The 20,942-nt window shown below is 69.0% G+C and carries 16 protein-coding genes and 2 pseudogenes; 12 read left to right on the top strand and 6 right to left on the bottom strand.

The window, feature by feature from the left end; all coding sequences use genetic code 11:
• Positions 1-552 precede the first annotated feature (552 nt).
• Positions 553-732, top strand: a pseudogene (locus tag Q8A52_RS48295) (helix-turn-helix domain-containing protein); the annotation flags it as partial.
• 636 nt (positions 733-1,368) lie between these two features.
• On the opposite strand, the gene Q8A52_RS48305 reads toward Q8A52_RS48295, so the two are convergent.
• Positions 1,369-1,776 carry a hypothetical protein gene (locus Q8A52_RS48305; RefSeq protein ID WP_316765058.1) on the bottom strand — a complete coding sequence of 136 codons (408 nt, stop codon included), beginning with the start codon at positions 1,774-1,776 and terminating at the stop codon, positions 1,369-1,371.
• Between the two features lie 64 nt (positions 1,777-1,840).
• Positions 1,841-2,356, bottom strand: a complete 516-nt coding sequence (locus tag Q8A52_RS48310; protein WP_316765059.1) for a GNAT family N-acetyltransferase — start codon at positions 2,354-2,356, stop codon at positions 1,841-1,843.
• Between the two features lie 1,251 nt (positions 2,357-3,607).
• Here Q8A52_RS48310 and Q8A52_RS48315 point away from each other — a divergent pair.
• The 3 genes from Q8A52_RS48315 to Q8A52_RS48325 all read left to right on the top strand — a co-directional run bounded on the left by Q8A52_RS48315 (position 3,608) and on the right by Q8A52_RS48325 (position 6,942).
• Positions 3,608-4,069: a hypothetical protein gene (locus tag Q8A52_RS48315; RefSeq protein WP_316765060.1), complete on the top strand. Its 462-nt coding sequence runs from the start codon at positions 3,608-3,610 to the stop codon at positions 4,067-4,069.
• Between the two features lie 323 nt (positions 4,070-4,392).
• On the top strand, positions 4,393-5,940 hold the full coding sequence (locus Q8A52_RS48320) for a S8 family serine peptidase (RefSeq protein ID WP_316765061.1): 1,548 nt from the start codon (positions 4,393-4,395) through the stop codon (positions 5,938-5,940).
• Between the two features lie 261 nt (positions 5,941-6,201).
• Complete coding sequence (locus Q8A52_RS48325) at positions 6,202-6,942, top strand: sensor histidine kinase (RefSeq protein WP_408649393.1); 741 nt, start codon at positions 6,202-6,204, stop codon at positions 6,940-6,942.
• A gap of 177 nt (positions 6,943-7,119) precedes the next feature.
• Here the strand turns inward: Q8A52_RS48325 and Q8A52_RS48330 are convergent, their stop codons facing one another.
• Positions 7,120-7,872 carry a DUF6585 family protein gene (locus Q8A52_RS48330; RefSeq protein ID WP_316765062.1) on the bottom strand — a complete coding sequence of 251 codons (753 nt, stop codon included), beginning with the start codon at positions 7,870-7,872 and terminating at the stop codon, positions 7,120-7,122.
• A gap of 308 nt (positions 7,873-8,180) precedes the next feature.
• Between Q8A52_RS48330 and Q8A52_RS48335 the strand changes: the two genes are divergently transcribed.
• Positions 8,181-8,354: a hypothetical protein gene (locus Q8A52_RS48335; protein ID WP_316765063.1), complete on the top strand. Its 174-nt coding sequence runs from the start codon at positions 8,181-8,183 to the stop codon at positions 8,352-8,354.
• A gap of 990 nt (positions 8,355-9,344) precedes the next feature.
• Complete coding sequence (locus Q8A52_RS48340; protein WP_316765064.1) at positions 9,345-10,529, top strand: beta-ketoacyl-[acyl-carrier-protein] synthase family protein; 1,185 nt, start codon at positions 9,345-9,347, stop codon at positions 10,527-10,529.
• A gap of 168 nt (positions 10,530-10,697) precedes the next feature.
• Here the strand turns inward: Q8A52_RS48340 and Q8A52_RS48345 are convergent, their stop codons facing one another.
• The gene (locus Q8A52_RS48345; RefSeq protein ID WP_316765065.1) at positions 10,698-12,860 is read right to left on the bottom strand and encodes an ATP-binding SpoIIE family protein phosphatase; all 2,163 of its coding nucleotides are present in this window, start codon (positions 12,858-12,860) and stop codon (positions 10,698-10,700) included.
• Positions 12,861-13,587: 727 nt separating this feature from the next.
• Positions 13,588-15,039 carry an amidase gene (locus Q8A52_RS48350; RefSeq protein ID WP_316765066.1) on the bottom strand — a complete coding sequence of 484 codons (1,452 nt, stop codon included), beginning with the start codon at positions 15,037-15,039 and terminating at the stop codon, positions 13,588-13,590.
• Positions 15,040-15,255: 216 nt separating this feature from the next.
• Here Q8A52_RS48350 and Q8A52_RS48355 point away from each other — a divergent pair.
• From Q8A52_RS48355 to melC2, 5 genes and pseudogenes are all read left to right on the top strand, one after another.
• Positions 15,256-15,447, top strand: a pseudogene (locus tag Q8A52_RS48355) (helix-turn-helix domain-containing protein); the annotation flags it as partial.
• A 258-nt stretch (positions 15,448-15,705) separates the two neighbouring features.
• A complete protein-coding gene (locus Q8A52_RS48360; protein ID WP_316765067.1) occupies positions 15,706-17,130 on the top strand; it encodes a hypothetical protein in 1,425 nt (474 codons plus the stop codon).
• A 244-nt stretch (positions 17,131-17,374) separates the two neighbouring features.
• On the top strand, positions 17,375-17,581 hold the full coding sequence (locus tag Q8A52_RS48365; RefSeq protein WP_316765068.1) for a hypothetical protein: 207 nt from the start codon (positions 17,375-17,377) through the stop codon (positions 17,579-17,581).
• Positions 17,582-18,323: 742 nt separating this feature from the next.
• On the top strand, positions 18,324-18,797 hold the full coding sequence (gene melC1 / locus Q8A52_RS48370; RefSeq protein ID WP_316765069.1) for an apotyrosinase chaperone MelC1: 474 nt from the start codon (positions 18,324-18,326) through the stop codon (positions 18,795-18,797).
• Between the two features lie 13 nt (positions 18,798-18,810).
• The gene (gene melC2, locus Q8A52_RS48375) at positions 18,811-19,629 is read left to right on the top strand and encodes a tyrosinase MelC2 (protein WP_316765070.1); all 819 of its coding nucleotides are present in this window, start codon (positions 18,811-18,813) and stop codon (positions 19,627-19,629) included.
• Positions 19,630-20,337: 708 nt separating this feature from the next.
• Here melC2 and tnpA read toward each other — a convergent pair.
• On the bottom strand, positions 20,338-20,799 hold the full coding sequence (gene tnpA, locus Q8A52_RS48380) for an IS200/IS605 family transposase (RefSeq protein WP_316765071.1): 462 nt from the start codon (positions 20,797-20,799) through the stop codon (positions 20,338-20,340).
• A 27-nt stretch (positions 20,800-20,826) separates the two neighbouring features.
• Here tnpA and Q8A52_RS48385 point away from each other — a divergent pair.
• The coding region (locus Q8A52_RS48385; protein WP_316765072.1) for a helix-turn-helix domain-containing protein at positions 20,827-20,942 on the top strand (116 nt) is incomplete at its 3' end.

The following is a 20,942-nucleotide window of genomic DNA, read 5'->3' on the forward strand; positions in this document are numbered from 1 at the left end:
ACCGGTACAACGCGACCGCGTCCGCCTTGAACTCGGCGGGGTAATGCTTCATCCCCACAGGGACTCCGTTCTCCTGGACCATCAAGATCCAAGTCTCTCCGGTGTCCAAACTCCAGGGTCAGGGCCCGGGATCGGGATCACGCTCTGGGCCCCGGACGGTTCAGGCCACGGCCTGACTCCACATCCGGATGGCACCACCGCAGAGCTGCTCGTGCACCTGGCAGATCAGGTCCAGGACTGGGCAGTGGAGGCACTGTGGTCCGAAGGCGCATCGGCGGTCTGGCCACAGTGCCCCACACACCCGGACACGCATCCGCTGACGGCGACTGTCCGCACGGACAGTGCGGTGTGGGTGTGCCCGAAGAGGGGAACGACAGTGGCGCGGATCGGGGAACTGGAAACCCGATAGAGCAGGCTGGGCCTGAGGCCGACCACAACCAGGGCCACTCGTGCAGCGGCTGTGGCCCTGGTTGCCGTACGTGGTTGAAGGGGTGAGGGCCTTGTGGGTTCGGTGTGGATTGCGACAGCTACCGTCGACCGCAGAAGGCCCTTGTGTCCCACCGTACTGTCCCGCTGACCCTGACCGGGAGACTGCGTCTGGCCCGCTGTGTCGTGGACGACGGCTGGCCGCTGCGGCGGGCCGCGGAATGCTTCCAGGTCAGCCACATCACCGCCGCCGGCTGGGCAAGCCGCTACCGGGAGCTGGGTGCCGCGGGCATGCAGGTGCGTGCCGTGTCTGCCCGCACGGCGGACCTGCCCCTACGGGCCTTGCCACTGGCCCGATGACGCCCGATGGCGGTGGATCAGCGCGACGGCCATGGCGCCTTCGCCTAGACCGGAAGCCACCCGCTTGATCGAGTGAGCGCGTACGTCACCGGCCGCGAAGACCCCCCGAACGCCGGTCTCGAGCAACAAGGGATCGCGGTCCAACGGCCAGTCGGCTGGGGTTCGCCGGCGCGCAGCAGATCGGGGCCAGTGAGTACAAAGCCGTGTTCGTCGCAACCCAGGACTCTCCAGGACGCAGGGGCAAGGTGCGGCGTTGGTGTGCTTGCCGTCAGGGGTCAGCGGCGGTGAGCGAGGCGGTGCAGGAGAGTGGTTGGGTGGGGCTGCGTTCAACGGAGAGCAGGTAGGCGACCGGTGAGTTGTTGAGGAAGGTGCGTCGTTTCTCTGCTGCGGGAGCGGCCCAGTGCCCCGAGGGCGAAAGCTGTCCCTGCTGCGGCATCGAGGAGGGGCCGGGTTCCGAGCATGCCGAGGGCGCCGGCGCCGACGACGGCGGGCAGGCAGATCCGCCACGCGGTCCGGTCGGCCCTGGCAGCCCCCGTGCTGCGGGCCTCATCGGCATGGAAGGGGTAGCCGAACTCCGGGTCGTCACCGACGGGCATCGAACAGCGCGTCGCGCGATGGGCCACCTCGAGCACGGCACAAGTAACCGGGTGACCGAGCCGCCGGTAGCAGGGCTGCCCGGCGAGCTTGAAGGCCCGGCACGTGACCGTGACGGGAATCCCGTCCACGGCCGGCTCCCTCACGAGCGGGTGGATCCTTTTCCTGCTCCAGCAGCTTGATCCGCCGCGCCTCCCGCAGTTCCGCGTTCTGCTGCCTGGTCGTTCCGGGTTTCATTCGGTCATCGCTGTCCGCGCGACGCAGCCGCTTCGACAGCGTCGTCACATGGATACCGAAGCTGGCAGCCAACTGCTCCAGCGTCACACCCAGGCCGCGGTTCCTCGCGACCCGCAGGACATCCTCGTGGGACTCTTCCGGATACGGCTTCGGCACCACGACATCTCTCCCACGCACCCCACAGGGCAAGCCAGTTCAGCTGTCACCCGATCGTGCAGCACCCCTAGAGCAGGATGCGGAGGTCGAGCACGGGCCCGGTGGCGTCGTCCGGTGTCGCGTCCAGTTTCTGAAGGACATGGAGCATCGGCTTGTTGCTCGCCGCCACCGCGGCGGCCAGCGCGTGGTGGCCCTCGCGGCGGGCAATGGTAGCCGCATGTTCGGCCAGCGCGGTGCCGAGCCCCCTGGCCTGCCACGCGTCCTCGACCAGGATCGCGAGTTCCCCCACCCCTTGCTGGTCGGTGCGCATGACGTTGGTTATGGCGATGATGTGGTCCGTACGTTCGGCCGGAGTGGTCACCAGCGTGGTGCCGCGCTGTGGGCTGGACAACTGGCGCCATTCGGCAGGTGAGAGCTCGGACTTGCCCGCGTGGTATCGCAGGGCTCGGCTGCCCAGCGAGCAACGGCGGTGCAGTTCCTGGACCGGCGCCAGGTCGACGGGGGCCGCCTCCCGGGTTCGGGTGGCAGTGCCGTCGGTCAGCGTGATCGAGTGTGCGGCGTCTTGACGGCTGGCGTCGGGCATCGACCTTCTCCTCACATTGCGATTGTGACTGCAGTGCCGCGGGTCCCAGGACGGAAGCGCGGCCTTGCTACCGCAGCAGTCTTTTGCCGTCTTGAGGCCGACTCAAGGGGACTTCGCGTCAAGTCGCTTGCGCTCTGCTTATGTTTGACCACGGAGGGAAGCGAAAAAATGGGGCAGTCGTGGTCTTCTTCGATGCCGATGCTGAGCATTGCTCCCGTCATCGCTCAAGGATTTACACGGAGGGCCGCCCGGCCCTCGCCACCAGGACAGGCCGATGGGCGTCCGTACTTCGCGTGAGCGAGCCACTTCTGAGTGGGTGTCAACTACTCGACCCGCTGGTGCACTGACGCGGATGCCGGCGGCCGGGGGCCTGGGAGCCCGCGATCAGCAGGCGACAGTCGGGCAGGATCCTTTCCCGCCAGCCCTGTTGCGCCGAGGCCGCGGCCCGGACAGGGCGCTCGACTGCTTTGCCGGCGATGCGGACGCGCACGTCGGTGAGCGGGAGCGGAGCTCACCTCGCGAGCCCTGCTGCCAGGTGAGGCAGGTGATCGCCTGCTGTCCGAGCCGGGTGGCCAGGTCGGTCACCGGTGGGGCCGGATCGTGGTAGCGGGGCTGCGGCCTGCATCCGATGGCCCCGATGAGGGTTGGGGCCACGGCATCACGCCTCAGGCGGCGAGCGTGTCCGGGGCCGGGCGCGAATTCTCGCTGCGGGTGACCACGGGTGGGATGCGGGGTCATGGGCGGGGCGTACTGCCACATGTCTGTCGGTGTACTCAGTCCACCACGGCGTGCGAGGCGACCGCCTCCTTGAGCCGGTGGACTTCGTCCTGCAGCTCGACGAAGTGATCCGCTTCGCCCTGGTTGGCTTTGCCCATCCATCCACTCGTCCGGCGGCGTGCCGTTGGGGCACTCGGCAGGGGCTCGAGCCCGTTGCGGTTGGATACTGTTCAACCAGTAACCAGTTCGATGCAGTCGTCGTCTGGGCCTCCGGCCATCGATGAACCCGTCAGGACCTGGTACTGGGGCCCGGCGTCGTCCAGTGCTCGCTCTTGGCATTCGGTCAGGGCCAACCCCGCAGCAGTCCGGCACCCGCGCCAGCCGTCGGACCCGATCGGGGGATTCCTCCCACTGATTGGCTCGCCCGATTGCGGGCGGGGCGACGTCACCATAGCTTCAGCGCGTCGGAATAATTCCGAAAAAGCCAACATCATTCCTTATGTTGGCTTTCCTGTGGCATCGAACGGAGCATTCATGTCGATGATGACCGCCACCCCGCCCATGCAGCAGTTCGGCCAGCAGATCGCCGGGCCGCAGCAGCAGCTCGCGCAGGTCGTGCAGCAGACGATTCAGCAGGCCTGTCAGCAGGCGAGCCAGCAGATTGGGCAGCGGATGCAGCAGACGCTGCAGCAGATCCAGCAGGTCCAGCAGCAGCTGCAGCAGCAGGGCCTGGGCCACCAGGCGCACCCGTACCTGGCCGTGGCACTGCACACGACGCTGCTGCAAGGCGTGCGCAGCGCTGTGGAGCAGTCCGTGCAGCAGGCGCTGCCGACCGCGATCCTGACGCTGGTGCAGCAGAGCCAGCAAGGCCAGCAGGGCCAGCAGCCCTGGGGTGGCGGCTTCGGCCAGCAGTCGTTCGGCCAGCCGTACCCGCAGCAGTACCAGCAGCCCGGCTTCGGCTACGGCCAGATGGGTCAGCCCTTCGGTATCGGCTGACATAAGGCAGTGCCTGTGCGGTGTGCCCGGGAGCGGTTCCCGGACACGCCGCACAGCCGTGGAAGCGTGAGTCGCCCGTTATTTCGATCAGAAGCCCAATAGCCGACGTAGGTGTGAAGGTGGACGTAATGGTCAAGGACACGCCCGGAAACAAGCCCCGGAACAACCGCCAGAGCGAAGTCGACGGCGCGGGGGCCGGCGGGGAGGGCCCCGAGGAGGAAGCGACGCCACGCAAAACGGGGGCACCGTCACCGATCGCGGTGCAGCCGCGCCGGTCGCGGTACATGATGGCCCCATTGCCGCAGCAGCTTCTGCCTGTGGGAGTGCCTGAACTCAGCATGGACGCGGTGTGTGACCGGCTGGAGAGCATGCCCGAGGTCACGGTGGTCCGCAGGCTGCGACCGTCGGAGAAGCTGCAGTCGGCTGGAGTGCAGCCCTCCTGTCCGGAAGTCGTGGTCGTCGAGGCGGCCGAGGACCAAGTGCCGGCATTGCGGTCGCTGCATGTGCACATCGAGCCCGACCTGCCGCTGTCCGCAGCCGTACCCGCCTCGCCGGCCGCAGGGGTGCTGCCGCTGCGTGACCCGGGGCTGGTCATGCCGCTGGAGGAACCCGTGGAGATCGGGTTGCGTGTGTGCGGCCCTGACGGTGAACCGCTGGCGGGTGCGGGGGTGTTCCTGATCGGGGCGGCCTGGCCCGGCCAGGGCATCACCGCCGCCGACGGGACGGTCACCGTCACCCTGGCGACGGACACCGCGCAGTCCATCCAGTCCCTGTACGTGCGCCCCAGGGGCGGATACACGGACCGCTGGATCCATCGCCCCGAGCTCTCGGCGACCGGGGAGAACCTTGTCACCCTCACCCCGCTGCCCAAGGTTTACCCGGAACTGGAACAGCGGCAGCAGTACGGCTGGGGCCAGCAGGCCATGCGCCTGGACCGGCTGCCCCCCACCTTCCGCGCCTTCGGCATCAAGATCGCGCTCATCGGTACGGGCGTCAACGCCGACCACCCCGACCTGAAACAACGGGTACGCTCCGGCATCGATCTCGTCCACAACACCACCGAGGGCTGGACGCACGACCCGGTCGGCAGCGGAACCCACGCAGCCGGCATCATCGCCAGCGCGGACACCGGCAGGGGCATTCTCGGCATCGCCGTCGACGCCGAGATCGACGTCTGCCAGGTGCTGCCCGACGGGCACTTCAGCGACCTGATCGCCGCCCTTGACCACTGCATCCTGCGGGAGGTGGACATCGCCCACATCGCCGTGGCAAGCCCTCACCCGTCGGCCCTGGTCTCCCGCAAACTCGCCGACGCAGCCGCGGCGGGCATCGCCTGCATCGCCCCCGCGGGAGACACCGGCGGGCCGATCGCCTTCCCCGCCTCGCTGCCCACCGTCTTCGCCGTCGGTGCAGTAGGCGCCTTCGGCACCTACCCGCCCGACACTTCCCAAGCCACTCACTACGGCCCGCAGCTGACACCTGAAGGGCTCTTCGCCGCTCCGTTCAGCTGCTACGGCCCCGGCGTGGATGCGGCCGCCCCCGGTGTGGCGGTCTTGTCGTGTGCGCCGCAGGACGGCTACGCGGCCCTCGACGGCACCGGCACGGCCTCCGCCCACCTCGCGGGCCTGGCCGCCCTCGTTCTCGCCCACCACGAGGACTTCCACGGCCAGCTCCTGCCCCGCGGGCCCGGCCGGGTGCAGCACCTGTTCGAGATCATCGCTGCCAGCTGCCGCCCACTGGCCGTCCCCGGCACGATGGACGCCGCCCGGACCGGGCGCGGTCTGCCCGACGCCCTCATCGCCCTCGGCCTGGCCCCCGGCATGCAGCTCGCGCCGGCCCTGTCGCCCTTCGCCCCCTCCATGATCGGGTAGGCCCCTTCCGCAGCTTGCAAAGCCGGACGGCACCCCCCTCCCCGGGGCGGGGGCGCCGTCCGGCTTTGCAAGTCAGGCAGTCTCGAAGCCGGGTACTCCCGGGCCAGGGCATCCAGCCTTCCGCTTCCAGGGCGGGATTCCGCACGACCGAGGGCTCGCGGCCCCACAGGAACGACCAGGAGCCATGGCCGCGCGCGGATACCAGGTGCACCTCAGCCGGCTCGTGCCGTCACGGCTGCGTGCAGTTCGCGGATACCGCTGGTGGGCGGGTGCCAGTCCCTCGCCGCGCAGCCACGCCTGGTCGCCGACGCCTCGCACGAACTGCGCACCCCCCTCACAGCGCTGCGCGCCAACGCCGAGATCCTGCTCCGCGCGGACCGGTTGACCCCATGCCAGAGGGAACGTGCCACGGGCGCACTTACGCGCCAGTTGCGTGAAGTGACCACTCTGGTCAACGACCTGATCGACCTGGCCCGTGACGAGGAGCCGCAGCAGGCCCTGGAACTGGTACGGCCAACAGCCCTTCTGGAGCACACCGTGGCCGCTGCCCGTGATCACTGGCCCCAGATCGGCTTCGTCCTCGATACCGACCCGGCCGCCGCGCCGACCTTGACCGCCGCCGTGCCGAGCCGCCTGACGCGACTGTTCTCCAACCTCTTGGACGACGCGGCGAAGTTCTCCCCGGCCGACGCCCGGGTCGAGGTGGCCGCACGCCGGTCACCGGGCGACAGCAGGCTGGAGATCACCGTCCGTGACCACGGTCCCGGGATCGACACAGCCGACCTGCCCCACGTCTTCGACCGCTTCTACCGGGCCCGGACCGCACGCGCCCTTCCGGTTCCGGCCTGGGTCTGGCCATGGCGCGCCAGATCGCCACACCCACAACGCGGAACTCACGGCGCACCAGGCACCTGGAGGTGGGGCCCTGTTCCGCCTGACGCTCCCCATCGATCCGCACGGCACCCACTGAGCGAGGCGGCGCTGACTCTGCACCACACATAAAACCCTCACGAAGTAGGGGGTCGTTGCCCGATGTTGAGACAAGCACCGGGGGCCGTGGCGTCGTGGTGTGGGGGCTCGGTGCGGGGTGATGTGTCGTGGATCCGGTACCGGAGGCGGGCAGGACGAGCGACTGCGCATGCCGACAACACGTGCACCTGCGGGCGCGCGGGGGAGTGTCTAATCGACGGCGGACTGCTCGCGCAGGCTGTGGGCGACCGCCAGGAACAGGTACAGGTTCGTGATGTCCTTGATCAGGTGGTGGGACCAGCGGACGGGGTCGCCCGAGGCGCCGGTGGTCATGATGCGGACCAGGCCGCCCGAGGACTGGACCTCCCGGACCTTGGGCCAGGGCAGGCTGCCCTTTTCGGGGGCGGATACGGCCGTGCGGGAGAGCGAGAGCGCACCGAACGGGACCGTGCCGCCCTCGCGGAGCGTTTCCAGTACGGTCGCTCCCTGCGCGCGTACCACCGCGTCCTGCATCCGGGGACCCCAGGTGTCGGGATCCTCATAGAACTCCGTGATCCGCACCGATCCCTGACCGGGGGCGCCTGCCGTGTAGACGTATCTGGTCGGCGCGGGGCGGCCGTTGATGATCAGCTGGATGATGTCCTGCTGCAGGCGCAGGGAGTCCCAGCGCAGGGCGACCGGCTCGCCGCCGGACGGCGGGTGCACGACCAGCCCCTCCTCGAACAGGTGCAGCCGCTGGGCGGCCCGCTTCCGGCTGAAGTCGGGGAAACGGCGCATCCAGAACCAGTAGTACAGCAGCCCGGGGACCAGGAAGAACGGCATGAGCATGAGGCAGTTGAAGACATGGACGGCGAACACCGCCCGACCGAGGCGCTTCGGCGCGAACACGCTCTGGAGCGTCCCCAGCCGATGCCGGGCGGCCAGGTCGGCGACCTCGGGCGACGCGGGGGTGAGTGGAGTCATGAGCACGAGCCTCCGAGCCGCGTCCACGTGTGACAACCGTGGGTCTACGTAGGTCGGTTACGTATCTTTCACGCACCGCCGCGCACCTCGTTTGTGCGCCAACAGTCAGTGGCGTACGGAAGGGTTGCCCAGCGTGCAGACGACGCTGGGTGCCGCGGCCTCGTCGCACGCCCTTCCCGTGCCCGGGCGTCTCGTGCCTACAGCAGGCCCACACGCGCCGCGGTACGCCACAGGGTTCCGGTGTCGGGCCCGGTGTCGGCGCGAACGAGAAAGGCGCAGAGTGCGGTTCGGCTGTTGTCGCGGGTCTGGTGGAGATCGTGTCGGTGGTGGCGCTCTTGATGTCCGGGATGGTGTCGCTGCGACAGATCTGGTTGACCGAGCACGCCAACACGCTGCCGGTTCTTGTGGATCTCTTCCGTGAGCGCCGCAGCGAGCGGCCGGCTCAGGCCCGCACCTCTCTTTGGCGGCTCCTCGCCAGTTGACCTCGCGGACTCGACTTGAGGCTTCCACCCGCCATGCCGGGTGAGGTCTACCGCCACAACGGCAAGGACGACTCCCGCCGCCCTGTTGGCTCCTGTTGGACCAAGCGCCGCCTGCGGGTGGGGGAGTTCCCGCCGGCTCAGTGCTCCGGACGGCGCTGTGGTCATGCGGGTGCGTCTGATGCGATTGCGCGTATCCAGCCAACAAGTGGGGGCGGTACTGGGGTTCTCCGACGGAGACGAGAATGAAGGACAGCCACGCCAGGGTTCCTCGGCTGCCCTCGGCCCGTGTGGTTCGTGAGTCCGCGCTCATCGACTCGCCCACCTTTGGCGGCTGCTGCATCGGTGCAAACCGAGGGAAGAGCAAGCATGCGATGGGTGATGCTCGCGCCGTAGGCAGCCAGCCGTGAAGGTGACGGGTGGAGACGTAGATCACACGCATGCTGCCAGAGGTTGCAAGCTGGAGGCGGTCGTGCGAGGACGGGCACGGTGGCGAAGAACACGTCGGACATCTGCTGGACGTCGCCCGAGCCCTGGCCGCGATCAACGGTGCCGTTGCCGCGAGCTCGCAGTTCGGGAACCGCGCCCCCGGCAATCGCCCATTGCGGGGGACAGCTTGCAGATCGCGGCGCACCTCCTCCCGGCTGTGGAGAGTCCATGTAAGTGAGCCGCTTGGGCCGCCATGAGTGTCTCCCGGCTGCAGCGGCATTGACCAGGCACCCTCGCTGGCTCACGGGGCGTCAGGCAGGAGCTGCGGAACCGGTCCGGGGGTGCCCCTTTTTGGGCGGTGTGTGCCGTGTCACGCCCTCAAAGGGCTGCCCAAGTTGTCTTGGTCACAGCGTAAATGTCCCTTTAGCGTCCATGCTCGGAGCACCGACTTCCGAAGTGGAGCTCATCGGCATTCTCTTGGGCGCGAAGTTCCAAAGTGGCCCATTCCACAGCATTCGTGCCGTTCTGCCGTTCCTCCTTGCTCCCCCCAAGAAAGGTGCCATCATGGCCGCTTACGTCTGTCCTCCTGCCGTGATACACGGCGAGCACGCCGTGCAGACCAGCCAGATCGTGGCGGAGGTGCGCGACCGCCACCCGCACGCGGCGTGGGCGCCGCGGATCGACGGCATCGCGGCCAGTACGGGCATCGAGACCCGCGGGTGGATGCTGCCGCTGGAGACCGCCGTTGCGCCGGGCAACGACAGCGGCCTGCGGGCTGTCGGCATCGGACCGGCCCAAGAGGCGCTGGCACGCGACGGGTTCACCCAGCAGGACGTGGACCGCGTGATCGCCGCTTTGGAGGCGATACCCACGCCGCAGACCGTCCAGGAGCGCACGGCGCCGGCCTGGGAGGCCGTGCAGTCCTACGGGGAGCGTGCGGCGCGCGGGGCCCTGCAGATCGCCGGGCTGGACGCGGCAGACATCGACTGCCTGATCACCAGTCACTCCACCACCCCGGCGCTGCCGGGTCTGGACATCGCCCTGGCCAACAAGCTTGCGCTCCGCAATGACGTGATGCTGCTGCCGGCCACGCAGTGGGCCTGTATCGCGGGGACCCGCTCTCTGGCGCTGGCGGCGGATCTCGTGGCCGCGGACCCCGACCGGGTGGTCCTGGTCGTGATCGCGGAGGCGCTGAGCACGACCTACCAGCCGGCGGACGACACCCTCGAGTCCTTGATCGTCCGGTTGCTGTTTGCCGACACCGCGGTCGCCGCGGTGGTCACGGGCCGCCCGAGGCGTGAGTCGGTGCTGCGGCTGGACTCGGCCTGGCACCACACCCTGCCCGGCACCCAGGACCTGCACCGCCTGGATACGCGGTCGGACGGCAACCACTTCGTGATGGACCGGCGCGGGCCGCGCGCCGTACAGGAGACGGTCACCGCGATGTGGGAGTGGCTGCGCGTCCGTTACCAGGACGAACCCGACTCCTGGCACCCCGACGTGCTGCTCGCGCACCCAGGCGGGACCCGGGTGCTGGAGTACATGGAGCAGACGATGCCCGAGGCGTGGCCGTCGGGGCTGCTGGACTACAGCCGGGAAAGCTACACCAGCGGCAACCGCGGAGGCGCCGCTGTGTTCGACATCATGCGGCGGGCGCACGACGCCGGGCAGAAGTCAGGCAGTCGCGCCGTCCTGTACGCGGCGGCACCGGGCCTCACCGCCACCGCCCTGGAGGGGGAGTGGCTGTAGTGCGAGCCCGCGCCATCCGTACCGGCAGACGGGCCCGCCCGCATCACCGGTCGCGACACCGGTTCCGCTGAGGGCGCCGTCCGTACTGTCGGTGGCGCCGGCTGACGGGCACGCGGCCCGTACCCTTGCCGCGCCCCATGCGCCGGCCGCCCCGGCCCTGCAGCCGCGTCACCTGGCGACTTCCGCCCAGACCACCTTGCCGGTGTCCGTCCACCGCACCCCCCACCGGGTGGTGAGCTTGTGCACGATGTACAGGCCACGACCGCCGTCGTCGAGGACGCCGCCCCGGCCCAGACGTGGCCTGCCGTTGCCGGTGTCGCCCACCTCGCACAGCAGGCCGTGACCGGCCCTGATCAGCCGTACCGTGATGGGGCCGGTGGCGAAGCGCACCGCGTTCGTGACCAGCTCGCTGATCAGCAGGGCCACGTTGTCGAGGGTGTCGTCCCGGGTGCGCCATTGCCGCAGCAGCGCGGAGACCTGCGCGCGGGCACGGGCGGGCGCGTCGTCGCGGGCGGGCAGCCGCCATGTCGCGGTGTCCCCCTTGCGGTAGCCGATCATGCGTGCGAGCAGCAGGGTCACGTCGTCGCGCTGGTGCACGGGCGCCAGCATGGAGACGACGCGCCGTGCGGCCTGCTGCAGGGCGTCCCAGGGGTGCACCGTGGACACGGCGTCCGCCAGTCTGCCGATGCCCTCGTCGATCGACTCGGTCGGATCTTCCACCAGGCCGTCGGTGTAGAGGGCGAGCAGGGAGCCCGGGGGCGCGCGGAACGTGTGTACGGCGAACGGCTCCCGTAGCGCGAACTCGGCGCCCAGGCCGGGATGGGGGCGGACCGCGAGCGGGCCCGCGTGCCCGTCCGGGGACACCAGGACCGGGGGGAGGTGGCCGGCGCTGGACAGCGCCACGCGGTGGCTGACCGGGTCGTAGAGGGCGATGCAGCAGGTCGATCCGAGGGCGCTGTAGCCGGCCGCCAGCCCGGAGTCCGCGTCGTCCAGCAGCGACACGGTCTCGTCCAGGTGCTCCAGCACCTCGTCGGGCGCAAGCCCCGCGGACAGCAGCGCGCGGGCCTCCATGCTCAGCTGGCCCATGGTTGCCGCGGCTCCCAGGCCGTGCCCGACGACGTCACCGACCACCAGCGCGGTACGGCCGTCCGGCAGCGGAAAACTGTTCACCCAGTCACCGCCGACGCCCGCACTGTCGGGGGTGGCGGGCTGGTAGACGCTGGCGATCTCGACGGTGTCGCCGCCGGTCCGGGGCAGCAGCCGGCGCTGCAACGCCAGCACCTGCGTGTGCTCGCGCTGGTGCTGACGGGCCAGGTCGACGTGATGGACGGTCCTGGCCACCAGTTCCTGCAGGTCGAACAGCTCACTGTCGCGGAAGGGGGAGTCCGCCCGCCGCCAGACCTCCGCCACGCCCAGTACGACAGGCGGCGTGCCGTCCAGGACCAGCGGTATGCATGCCACACCCGCCGACCGGTCACCGGGCACCAGGGCACGCATCACTCGCGGCCCGCCGAGTACCCGCTCGACCGCCTCCCGGTCGGGTATGACGATGGCCTGCGGGGCATCGTCCCGCTGTACCGCCTGCGCCAGCAGGCGACTCGCGTCGCTGGGAAGATCGTCGCCCGGAGTCACGTAGCCCTCGGGCCACGCCCGGTCCGGCACCAGGGCCGCCCGCCGGAGCCGGATGCGCCCCTGCGCCTGCTCAGTGACTCCCTCGCCTGTCCACACGGCGAAGTCGAGGTCGACGGCGACCACGTCTCCCCAGGCCAGCAGGGACTCCGCCAGCGACTGCGCGGTCTCGCCGATGTCCAGCGAGGTGCCGATCGCGGTCTCGGCGGCGTACAGGTGCAGCCTTCTGGCCATGGCGATAACGGAGACGGTCAGGCCCTCCTGAGGGACCGCGGCGGGCAGGATGCTCAGCGAAACCACCAGCTCCGACCCGTCGCGGCGGCGCAGGCGCTGGATCCGGGCGACGTGGGCTTCACCGGTTTCCAGGACCTGCCGCAACCGCCGTGTGACGGTCGGTACGTCCCCGGGAGGAAGGAGATCGACGAAAGGGCTCCCGACCTCGGCGTTCAGACCCGCGAATACGGGGGCGTCCAGATTGCAGCGGGTGATTCTCAGATCCCTGTCCAGGTTGACCGCGCCGAGAATCTGATCCTGACGGCCGGCTGCCCCGTTGTCGGGGACGCGTCGGCTGGGGGCGCGGTCGCCCTGCGCGTCGGCAGGACCGGCGGGCGCTGCCGCTCCGCCGCTCGGGATGTAGCGCCCCAGGGCGCTGCTGACCAGGTCGAACGGCGACGAAGACGAAGGGGAAGGTGTGGAGTCCATGCGGCTCTCTCAGCAATCCCCGGCGCAGCGCCGGGGCCGTACTCGGACCCGTCCGACGGGGCGCCGAGATCTCTGACGGCACACCTCATTGAATAACACCGGGAGTCGCTTCGCCCACATCGGCGGATCACGCGGTGAACGCGGACAGTGAGGAACGCCGGGGCCGGTGGGTTGTGCTCACCTGGCCGGTCGCCCGCCAGGATGCGACGACCGCCTCAGGACCACTGGGCGACGGCGCCGGCGGCCCCGGTGACTCCAAGCACGTCCGCTGTGCCGGGCGATCGGCGTCATGACGTGCTGATCCACACCGACGCGGCCGGCCCGGGAGTCCGAGCGGGCCGAGCGCCGGCGGCTGCATTGTCACCGCCGGGCCCGACTCGAGCCAGCGGCGCTGGGGCGCTCGCGCGGTGGCCCGACCCAGCAAGGTCCACCTCGCTGCCGACCGGCGCTGCCGCCCGCCGGCGTTCCTGCTCACGCTGGGGGCAGGCCGCCTAAAGGCTCCAGTTCGTCAGGGTGTCGGAGAAGGCCTGGCTGGGGGGACCGGTGGGCCGCCCGCGTCCCGGCCCGCAAGAAGCGGGGCAGGGGCGGCGGGCGGCCGGTGACTCGTGCCGCTGAGCAGTACGAGGAGCGCAACACGGTGGACCTTCCGGGCAGCGACTGCGCGCATTCGGAGGATCTCGTCGTGATCCGTACCTCTCGTCCTCGACGGACACGCAGGCAGTGCGTCCTACATCGGTGCCTGGAAGCCGCCGATCTTCTGCTCGAGCAGTTCGGCCAGTCGCAGCGGGGTGCGGTCCTCGAACGTCGGACCGATGAGCTGCACTCCCACCGGCAGATCCTCCGGGGACCGGCTCGCTGGTACGGCGGTGGCGGGCAGGCCGGGCATGGTGGCCAGACCGGCCCAAACCAGCTGGTCGAAGTACGGGTAATCGACGCCGTCGATGTCGAGCCGGCGTTCCCTCGGATCGGGGTTGTGGTCGTGCGGGAACGCGGGAGTGGGCGTGATCGGACAAACGACCGCGTCGAACTCGGCGAAGAGCTGCCGCCAGCCGTGGCGGTGCAGCTCGCGACGGCTGTTCGCCTCGACCCAGTCACGGTGGCTGAGCACCATGCCGCGCAGCCGCGCCGCATCGAGACTCCGGTCGTCTGCGCTCAGTCCGGCGGCGCGGGTCCGCAGTTCGTCGTACGCTTCGACGGGAAAACGGGCAATGGAGCCCGAAAACAGCAACTGCGTGTAGAGCACCGCGGCTTCGGTCAGATCGGGCAGCAGCGGACTGTGCCCTTCGACGCGAGCGCCGCCGTCGACGAGCGCCTCGGCCACCCGGTTCACGCCTGCCCGCACAGCGGACCCGGTCGGAATGAGCGGATGGTTGTCGAGGACCAAGACCCGGAAGTCGCACAGCCGCTCGTGGCGTGCGGGCGGCAGCGTCAAGTCGTGCGCCACGCCGAGCGTGAGCGGGTCCGGTCCGGCCATGACGTCGAGCAGGAGCGTGAGGTCGCGGGCAGTGCGCGCCATCGGACCGACGACGGCGAGGTCATGGTCGGCCGGCAAGGCCGGCGCGGTCGGCGGGACCATGCCGCGGGTCGCCGCCAGCCCGAGTGTCGGCTTGTGTGCGTACACACCGCAGAAGTGTGCGGGGGTGCGCAACGAACCGGCGAGGTCGGAGCCGATGGACAGTGCGCCGAATCCGGACGCCAGGGCCGCCGCTGATCCGCCGGAGGATCCACCTGGCGTGCGACCGTGATCCCACGGGTTGTTGGTGGTGCCGTAGATCTCGTTGAAGCTCTGCACGTCTTGCAGCCCCAAGGGCACGTTGGTCTTACCGAGCACCACCGCGCCCGCGGCCTTGAGCCGCGACACCTGCACCGCGTCCTCGGCCGGCATGTAGTTCCGGTGCGGCGGCATGCCCCAGGTCGTGGGCAGCCCTGCGATGTTGTAGGACTCTTTGACCGTCACCGGAATGCCGAGCAGCGGCCGGTCCTCACCGTTGGCGCGCGCCTGGTCGGCACCGCGCGCGGCGGCCCGTGCACGGTCGAAGTCCGGTACGCAGATCGCGTTGATCGCCTTGTCGTCCCGCTCAATACGGGCGATCGCCTCGTCGGTCAGTTCCGCCGAGCTCACTTCACCGGCACGTAACGCAGCCGCGAGCTGTTCGGCCGTCGGAAAATTCCACTCCATGAATCCGACCGTATCGGCCTCTGGAACAGGTCATGAAATACTGCTTCGCGCAACGGGGATGGATGGCTCAATACTCATCGGAATCTCCTTGCGTGGAACCCGGTCCTTCGGGGCGGGAGGGAACGCATCCTCGGCGCGCAGCCACGCAGCGGCGGAGATCGTTCCGGCATCCTCACAACGGACGACGCCCACATCGGAACTGATAGAACGTCAGGCATGGCGCAGACGGTGAAGCGGGCATTCAACTACCGCTTCTATCCGACGGACGAGCAGGCAGCGGAGCTGTCGCACACGTTCGGCTGCGTCCGCCTCGTCTACAACCGGGCGCTTGAAGAGCGCACCCGTGCCTGGTACGGCGAGCAGCGCCGCATCTCCTACGTCCAGTCTTCCGCCGCGCTGACCCAGTGGATTTGGCAACTTCTTCGCCAGGTGACCGGTGGGCACGTGAGCGACCGTGAGACATGACCCGGTGATCGCCTGAGAGGGGCCGGTGACGGCGACACATCCCCTGTGCGCTACGGTAACTCGCTTTTCCCGTACACCTAGGGGGGTTTGATGCGGAGAACCGCAGCGGCCGCGAGTGTCGTCACCGTACTCGTGCCGCTTGTACTGTCCGGCGCTTCGACGGCGTCGGCCGCGGCCAGGGGGTCGCTCACCGTCAGGACGTTGGACCGCAGCGGTAAGGCGGTCTACGCCCAGGTGGCGGTCTACAACACGAAGACGTACGACTTCCGCTACATCGAAAGCAACAAGAAGACGGCGCTACCCAACGGCAATTACGAGCTCGTCACGTCCTTCGTCGGCGGCAACAACGAGCATGCCGTCGTCGGCGGTCACAGTGTGAAGGTCTCCGGGGCCACGACGAGCACGTTCGACGCCAGGAAGGGGCGTGCGGTCAAGGTCTCGCTCCGTCCCGACCCGGGCAGCGGATACGACCACACGGTCACCGCCGCCGTCTGCGCCTCCGACAACAGCCCCGCCACCATGAGCATTTCGGCGGATTCCGGGGACCTGTACGTCATCCCGAACAGCAGCAGGGCCTACGAGCTGGCCTACGGCACCACGTACGAGCCGCGGTCGACGAGCGGCGGGGACTTCTGGCTGGCGTCCGCCACGCACAGCCGAGGCGTGCCGTCCGGGGTGTCCGCGACGCTCGCGAAGTCCGGGCTGACCACCCTCAAGGTGTCCGCGCGTTCCGGCCCGGACAGCGGCCAGGCACAGTTCTCGTTCAACGGCGAGCCGACGGGCGGCAGCGACTGCGCTTCGTCCACCAACATCCTCGACTTCCAGCGTGACCTGCCTGACTCCTTCAGCGTCCATGTCCCGCCCGGCCAGTGGCAGGTGGGCCAGCAGAGTCACGATTTCATCTACGACGGGTTCCACAAGTACGCGGCCGGCAAGACGACCTCACTGGCCCTCGGTCACGCGGTCTGGGGGCCCGGCGGGCAACTGCCGTACACCTGGTACCACCAGTTGTACTTCGGCGGCGACAACCCGTTCGCCGACCCCAAGTTCACGGCGGGCGGGGTCCTGGCCTCCGGCACCTTGAAGCTGACCCACGCCGGCAAGACCCTCTACTCGCACAAGTTCACCCCCTCGCAGGAGATCGGCCCGCATCCGCGGATCCCCGAGAAGGGCTGGTACACGGTCACTGAAACCGCCCACCGCAGCGGCCTGCCGTCCGGCTCGCTGTCGACGTCCTCGAGCCTCTCCCTGCACTTCTACGCAGATCCGAGCAAGAATCAGCAGGTCCGGGATTACATCACCCGTTTCTGGCCCGAGGCGCTGAACTCCAGGAACGAGGCGGCCGCAGGGTCGACCACGACCGTCGACCTGGTCATGCAGCGCCTCGGCACGGGCGACAGCACGATCGGCCGGTTGTCGGACGGTGTGAAGTCCGTGCGCGCCTGGTACACCTCCGACAACGGCGCCCACTGGAACGCCACCACCGCCAAGCTGGCGGGCGGTAAGTGGACCATCGCCGTCCACAACCCCACCTCCGGCGGCCGCGTCGGCCTGCGCTCGACGGTCACCGACACGCACGGCGACAGCTCGACGACCACGGTGTACAACGCGTACGCGGTGAGCTGAGGCCCACCGGGCCCACTGCTGTCACATTGGCGGCCCGCCCGAGGGGTTTCCCGGACGGGCCACCGGTCGGCGTTTGCGGTATCGCAGCGAACGACCACCACCCCGGCAACCGGCAGCGCCCCGCACCGGCTCTCGGGTTGGCCGGCTTCGGCTCGGCGGCCTGGCCGTACCTGGGTCCGGACCCGCTGGGAGAGCAGGTCGCGGCGGGCTTGCGGGAGCTGCTGCACGACCGGTCGCGGGCTCGGTGCTGGTCGCGGCCGCCCTCTGGCCTGCACACCGGGACACCCTGACCATCCGCACTACCCCGGACCTGCACGCCCAGGCACGGGAGTTGCTGCGCGGGCACGAGATCGACGTGCCGGACTCGCTCAGCCGCGCCGACCTGGCTGCACAGGTCTCGGGGATCAGGCCAACGCCGGGGCGGGCTGCGGCCTCGGCCCTCGCCGGGTAGGCGGGCACCGCCGGTGTCCTCTCCCATGCGGCCGGAGTCAGCAGCAGGACGAGTTCGCCGTGGTCCTGCGACGCATCGCAGGACGTACCGACGGCGGTCGCGGCGGCCACCAGGTCCGCCGTGGACTTCCCGCTGACACGGTCCGTCACCTGGGCCCGCAGATCCGCCAGGCCGTGCTGGTGTGGCTTGCTTGCGCGAATGCGGTCGTGGTGGCTACGCGGCTGCGGTTGGAGGCAACGGCTTCCCCGGCGCTGGCGTGGGTGGCGAATGCGTCGCCGGCGGTGGACGAGCGCCACAGGCAGAGGGAACCTGTGTCCGCTTTCACGACTTCCCACCGCCTGGCTGCCGTTGTCCTGACCACCGACGCGCTGGGCAAACTACGGACGCCTACCCAGCGGAGCGGACGCCGCCCCTGCGATTCCGTCGAGTTGTACCCGTACGTTCCGCGCAGCTCCTGGCGGTGCAACCGAAGGATTTATGGGAGCACATGGCTGAAGCAGGGCAAGTTTCCTTTCGGAGGGGTTCCTTCGAAGGCGCGCGATGGAGATCATCCGCTGTTGAAAGGCTCACTATCCGTCTGTGATTGTCCTGTTCATGACCGTGTGCAGGCATGCCTCTCGTTCCACTCGTTCGCCACTGCCAACATGTGGGGCCTTGGGACACGTTCGTCCCGCCACTCGGATAAACGTTCCTGTCGTCGGCACCACATGTTCTGCGGCAGGCCCGACGAGAGGAGCAGAACGTGCTACGCATCACCCGTCGTGACATGGTGCGAGGGGCAACGCTGGCAGTCGCCGGATCCGTGCTCGCCGCACCGGCAGCCGCCGCAGCCACCGCGTTACGGCCGCCCGGTCCCCACGGCTCACGGCACCGTGGTGCCGACACGACGCACATCGCCCAGGCCAACGCGACTCGGGCCCACTCGGACTCCGTACCGGAGCGGTTCGACGAGATGTACCTCGGTCGGCACATCGAGGGCTGGCCCGCCGAGGAGGACGGCGGCGGACACCACCACGGCCAGACACCCCTGGAGACCCAGGAGTCCACGGAGTTCGTCGTCCGAGTGGACGACGAGGAACTCCATGTGATGCAGAACGCGGACGGCACTTGGATCAGTGTCGTCAACCACTACGAAACACACCGCACACCACGCGACGCGGCCCGCGCCGCCGTACGGGAACTGCACGGCGCCTCACTTGTGCCTCTCACCGTCTGACAAGGAGCGTCGCATGGCAGACCGCAAGAACCAGGCGGATCTCTCCGCTACCGAGAAGCGCGACTTCGTGGACGCCGTGCTCGAACTCAAGAGGCAGGGCCGCTACGACGAGTTCATCACCACGCACAACGCGTTCATCATGAGTGACGCCGACGACGGAGAGCGGACGGGACACCGCTCCCCGTCGTTCCTCCCCTGGCACCGACGGTTCCTCTTGCAGTTCGAGCAGGCACTGCAGAGCGTCCACCCCTCGATCACGCTGCCCTACTGGGACTGGACAACGGACCGCTCATCCCGCAGCTCCCTGTGGGACGACAACTTCCTCGGCGGGGACGGCCGCAGCGGCGACGGCAGGGTCACCACCGGTCCGTTCGCCTTCGGAAGCGGCAACTGGCCCATGAACATACGCGTCGACGGAAGGACCTACCTACGGCGCACGCTGGGCGTCGGTGTCCGTGACCTGCCCACCCGTTCCGAGGTCGACACCGTCCTCGCCCTGCCCACCTATGACGCATCCCCCTGGAACAGCGGATCCAGCGGCTTCCGCAACTATGTCGAAGGCTGGCGGGGACCGAACCTCCACAACCGGGTCCATGTCTGGGTCGGCGGCCAGATGACCACCGGGGCCTCGCCCAACGATCCCGTCTTCTGGCTCCACCATTGCTTCATCGACAAACTCTGGGCCGACTGGCAGCGGCTGCATCCGTCGTCCGGATACGTACCTGTCTCCGCCCCGCCGGGCGTGGTCGGTCTGCAGGACACAATGAAACCGTGGAACGACGTCACCCCCGAGGACATGCTCGACCACACGAAGTTCTACACGTACCGGTAGCTCCGGCGGCTCCGGCCCGCGGCAGCCCGGCGAGTGACGGGCATCAAAGCGGACACTCGCCGTGTCGCCGTCCGGCCTTCCTCGCCTCCGGGGGCTCGATCCCCAGCCCAACTACCGGCCTGACGCTCTACCAGGTCCTCAACGCCTGAAGGCCTGTCGAGGTGCCGGACCGGCACCTGAACCACCTGAGCTGATTCGACACTCGATGGTGACGCGGCTGGCTGTGGTTTGGTCGTGCATTCCGGTGGGGGAGTCGGCGACTCGCCCTGCCTGCGTGGTGCCGGCGCTTGCGTCTCGGCCTTCCAGGAGCGGCTCTCTCATCCCGTGGTGCCGGACTCCGCCACCCGGACAGCACCCCGGCGCGAGAAATTTCTCCGGCGTGCAGAAGGCCCGGCCCTTGTTGTCAGGGCCTTCTCTCACCGGAGACCTCCGGTGAGCAGCTCGATGTGCTTGCCCGGTACCCGTAGCCGTCCCTCGCGCTCGTAGTACTGCCGGGCGGCGGCGAGGTTGGTGGCCCATTCCGTCGGCCCCGGCACCGCGGGGCCGGGGCCGCTCGTCTTCGCCGGCGGCCTCGATGCCGAGGACTTGCTCCAGCAGCCATCGCTGGACGCCGGCGAGCTGGTCGAACCCGAACCGCTGTGCCTGTACCCACCGGCAACCTGACGGCCCCGCCACGGTTACCGGGACTCTTGCAGAAAGCCCCAGTGTTCACGCCGGGGATGAATGCATCTCAAGGCTGCTCTGACGTGCATGTTGGAGCGGACGTTTTTGCTGCTCGATGTACTGGCGGACGAGTGCCAGGGGTGCTCCGCCGCACGATGCGGAGAAATATGAGGGCGACCACAGGTGGCCGTGCATGATGGCAGGGTTGATCCGGCCGGTGAACTCCTGCCGTATCCGGCGGGCGGATACACCCTTGAGGCTGTTGACCAGCTTCGACACGGCGACCTTGGGCGGGTAGTGCACCAGGAGGTGGACGTGATCGCGTTCGCCGTTGAACTCCTTCAGCTCCGCTTCGAAGTCCTCGCAGACCTTGCGCGTGATCTCTTCGCAGCGTGTCAGCATCTCGTCGTTGAACACCCCGCGCCGGTACTTCGTCACAAAGACCAAGTGCACATGCATCGCCGAAACAACATGTCTTCCACGCCTGTAATCGTCCTGCCCGTCCATGAGACCAATCGTCGTAGGATCTTGGGTGTGCAGCTCCGCTACAACTACCGGGCCTACCCGGACGCCTCCCAGCGCCGCGCGCTGGCCAGTGCGTTCGGCTGTGCCCGCGTGGTGTGGAACGACTGCCTGCGCGACCGCAAAGA

The organism is Streptomyces herbicida (assembly GCF_032656585.1).
GTDB lineage: Bacteria > Actinomycetota > Actinomycetes > Streptomycetales > Streptomycetaceae > Streptomyces > Streptomyces herbicida.